General features: G+C 33.7%; 4 protein-coding genes. All 4 read left to right on the forward strand.

All coding sequences use genetic code 11. The features are described 5' to 3' along the window. Nucleotides 1-90 precede the first annotated feature (90 nt). A complete protein-coding gene (locus tag F6K13_RS22880) occupies nucleotides 91-1422 on the forward strand; it encodes a Rieske 2Fe-2S domain-containing protein (RefSeq protein ID WP_124155484.1) in 1332 nt (443 codons plus the stop codon). Nucleotides 1423-1583: 161 nt separating this feature from the next. Next, nucleotides 1584-1853, forward strand: coding sequence for a hypothetical protein (locus F6K13_RS22885; protein WP_124143053.1), 270 nt, complete (start codon nucleotides 1584-1586; stop codon nucleotides 1851-1853). A gap of 377 nt (nucleotides 1854-2230) precedes the next feature. Further along, entirely contained in the window at nucleotides 2231-2503 is a 273-nt protein-coding gene (locus tag F6K13_RS22890) for a DUF2282 domain-containing protein (RefSeq protein ID WP_124143052.1), read from the forward strand. Between the two features lie 421 nt (nucleotides 2504-2924). Further along, on the forward strand, nucleotides 2925-3824 hold the full coding sequence (locus F6K13_RS22895; protein WP_124155483.1) for a DUF692 domain-containing protein: 900 nt from the start codon (nucleotides 2925-2927) through the stop codon (nucleotides 3822-3824). Nucleotides 3825-3836: the final 12 nt, after the last annotated feature.

The following is a 3836-nucleotide window of genomic DNA, read 5'->3' on the forward strand; positions in this document are numbered from 1 at the left end:
TGGCTTGAAATATCGAATATTCTGTTCTCTTGGTCGATATTTCAAGCCTCCTTATTGCAGAGATACTGATAACTGACTACCTAAAATACAATGCAAACCGAATTTAACTTTTTTCAGCACTGGTATCCTCTTTCACCTATTGAAGACCTAGATCCAGAAATCCCAGTTCCCGTCACTCTGCTGGGAATACGTTTAGTTATCTGGAAGCCAAGATATTCTGAGAATTACCAGGTATTTTTAGATGTTTGTCCTCACCGTCTAGCACCCTTAAGTGAGGGTCGTGTTGATGATAAAACTGGTAATTTAATGTGTAGTTATCATGGTTGGCAATTTGATTCTCAAGGTATCTGTACTCATATTCCCCAAGCTGAAAATCCTGAAATTATTGCCAAAAATCAAAGAAATTTCTGTGTAACTGCCTTACCAGTGCGTCAAGAAAATGATTTACTATGGGTTTGGCCTGATGCGAAAACAGCAGACTTAGCTGATACTACACCCTTACCATTATCACCACAAATAGATGCTGAGAAGGGTTTTGTGTGGTCTTCTTATGTCCGCGATCTGGAATATGATTGGGAAATTCTAGTAGAAAATGTGGCAGATCCGAGTCATGTTCCTTTTTCTCATCACGGGGTTCAGGGGAATAGAGAAAAAGCTGGACCAATAGTTATGGAAATTGTGGAATCTACTATTGATTTAATTGAAGTTTCTAGTCCTGGAAATTTGCCGACAAAAATTACTTTTGAACCACCTTGTCGTTTAGAGTATGAAATTAGTATTGGTGGCAGTGGAAAAAAAATAGGACTTGTTACTTATTGTTTGCCTGTATCCCCTGGTAAATCTAGAATTGTTGCTCAGTTTCCCAGGAATTTTGCTAAAACAATTCATCGACTGACACCACGTTGGTGGGAACATATTAAAACTCGGAATTTGGTTATTGATGGAGATATGGTTTTACTGAATCAGCAGGAACATTTACTGCAACAAAAACAATCAAGTGAAAGTTGGAAAACAGCTTATAATTTACCTACAAGTGCAGACCGTTTAGTCATTGAGTTTAGAAATTGGTTTGATAAATATTGTCATGGTAAATTACCTTGGAATGAAGTCGGAATTAGTGATTCTAATAATTATCTAATAAATAATAATCATGCCTCACTATTGGATCGTTATCAACAACATACTCAGCATTGTAGTAGTTGTCGGCAAGCATTGAAAAATCTACAAAGATTACAAATTTTCCTGATAACTTATTTCATAATTATTGTGTCTGGAGTTGCTATTTTTCCAGATGAGTTGCGTATCAAAGTCGGTTTACCTTTAGTAATTACTGCACTTTTAGGAATGGGAGTTTATGCTTGGTTGAAATTGTGGTTAATTCCTCAATTTTACTTTGTTGATTATATCCATGCTAAAAAATGAATTGCTTTCAAAAGTATGCAACAATCTGTGATAATAAGATACAAATATTAATTTAGATAGTCACTAAATAAGTCTGATAAATATCTTGCAAAATTACTCATTTTGTGATATTAAATGTTCTGAATTAAAATGGTTTCAAATAACTTCCACAGAGGAAATCTATGAATTCTGTCGCTCTTCCCAACAAGACCCCCTATCAAAACACTAAATCCCTCGATCTCAATCTCAATACTATTGAGGGAACTGTACCTGGGGACCAGATTTGGTTTGTACCGCGATCGCAATTGGATGGAGGAGCAGCAGTTGCCAAACACGTCGAGATTCCGCGCGAGTGCGTTCACTATCCATGCTACGAAGTAGAAGCTAGGATAATCGCAAATTATTTAATAGAAATATCTAGAAAAGAGGGAATAGGGAACAGGGATAAATAATTGACAATTTATAGATAATAATTGCTTTAATTTTTAATTTTTGGAGATGTCTATGAGTTCAACTAATATCATCAATTTAATTAACCTAAAAGCCAGGAATGAGAATTTTATTTTATTGAATAGAAAGTAGAGGATAAATAAGAATAAATTATCTAATAATTTATGATAAATTAAGAAAACTTTATCTGATGAGAAATAGGAGTTAAGTAAGTTCTGAACTGGTGTAGGAATGACCCGATATTAGTGCAAAAAAATACTCACTAAACCCTTACCACTTTCTCAGGTGAATCTCAGATTTTTCATAGACTATGTTAATATGGATACTGAATACTTTATAAGTGTAAGGTTGAACTAAATTAATTGGAGAAAATAATATTATGAAAAACATCAACAAAAAATTAGTTGTAGCTAGTGCAATAACTGGTGTCTTAGCTGTTGGTCTTACCACTTTTGGTAATAGTCAGGAAGCTCTTGCTGGCAAAGAAGGTATGGAAAAATGTGCTGGTATTGTTAAAGCTGGCATGAATGATTGTAATGCTAATGGCCATAGCTGTTCAGGTCAGTCAACAGTAAGTGGAGATCCTAACGAGTGGATTTATGTTCCAGAAGGTACTTGTGAAAAAATTGTTGGTGCAACTCTTAAGAAATAGACTCGCTACATATTAACTAAAAAGTTAAATTATTATTACAAAAATTGTTTGTGGTATTTTTTAATAAAGTTATGATTTGAGGTTAATAGAATTGAGAAGGGAAAAATATTTTATATAAAGTATCTCTTTCTTTATTTCTATCTCTCGTCAAATTAGCTTATAATTAAAAAATGCCATATTTTTTTATGGGTACATCTCAATGCAAGAATAAAGCCAAAAATTTATTGCTTTTAGGCAATAGGGAATAGGGAATAGGAAAAAAGTATTTTTACAAATATGAGATGCACTCAATTGGGGTTTGTAGATGTGGGGCGACAACTTTTCAGCCCAATCAACTTTTCCCGTTCTTCGGTTTTACCTTCTTCTTTCTTCCTTCTTCCTTTTTCCTTCTTCCTTATTTATTCTTAAATAAAAACAGTTTATGACAACCAAAATACAATCTCAAAAACTAGAATTTGATGTTAATCCAAAGTGGCAAAGCAAGGGATATTTACCCTGTATTCAGTCCTCCTCAATTCAAGGTTCAGGAATTGCTTTACGTTCGCTCCACTATCAATATATTCTGACTCAAAAACCGAAAGTAAATTGGTTTGAAGTTTTATCAGATAACTATTTATGTGCTGGTGGTTTACCACTATTTTATTTAGAAAAAATTCGTCAAGATTATCCTGTTACTTTACATGGAGTAGGAATGTCTTTGGGTTCAACAGACCCATTAGATTTAGATTATTTAACTCGCCTAAAAAATTTAGCAGCAAAAGTTGAACCAGATTTTATTTCTGACCATTTATCTTGGATATCTGTCAGTGGTCACTATCTTAACGATTTAATTCCGCTGGTTTATACAGAAAAGGTGATGGATTTTGTGGCATCGCGTATCCTACAAGTACAAGAATTTTTAGGTAGGCAAATTTTGATTGAAAATCCTTCTCCATATTTAACTTTTACAGATTCAACTATGTCGGAATGGGAGTTTATTGAGGGATTAGTAAAAAAAGCTGACTGTTACTTACTTCTGGATATAAATAATCTTTATGTTAATGCTATAAATAATGGAATTGACCCTCTAAAATATCTGGATGGCATCCCACCAACAAGGGTTAAACAAATTCATTTGGCAGGTTATGAAGAAAAGGAAAATTATCTATTAGATACTCACGGTTATCCTGTACATCCTCCAGTTTGGGAGTTGTATGAAGAAGCCTTGGTAAGGTTTGGTAGTGTACCTACTTTAATAGAATGGGATACAGATATTCCAAGTTTTGAAGTGTTAATGGCAGAAGCAAATAAAGCTGAAAAATTATTACAAAAGGTCAGTTGATTAATGGATAAT

The organism is Okeania sp. SIO2B9 (genome assembly GCF_010672505.1).
In the GTDB taxonomy this organism is placed as follows: Bacteria; Cyanobacteriota; Cyanobacteriia; order Cyanobacteriales; family Microcoleaceae; genus Okeania; species Okeania hirsuta.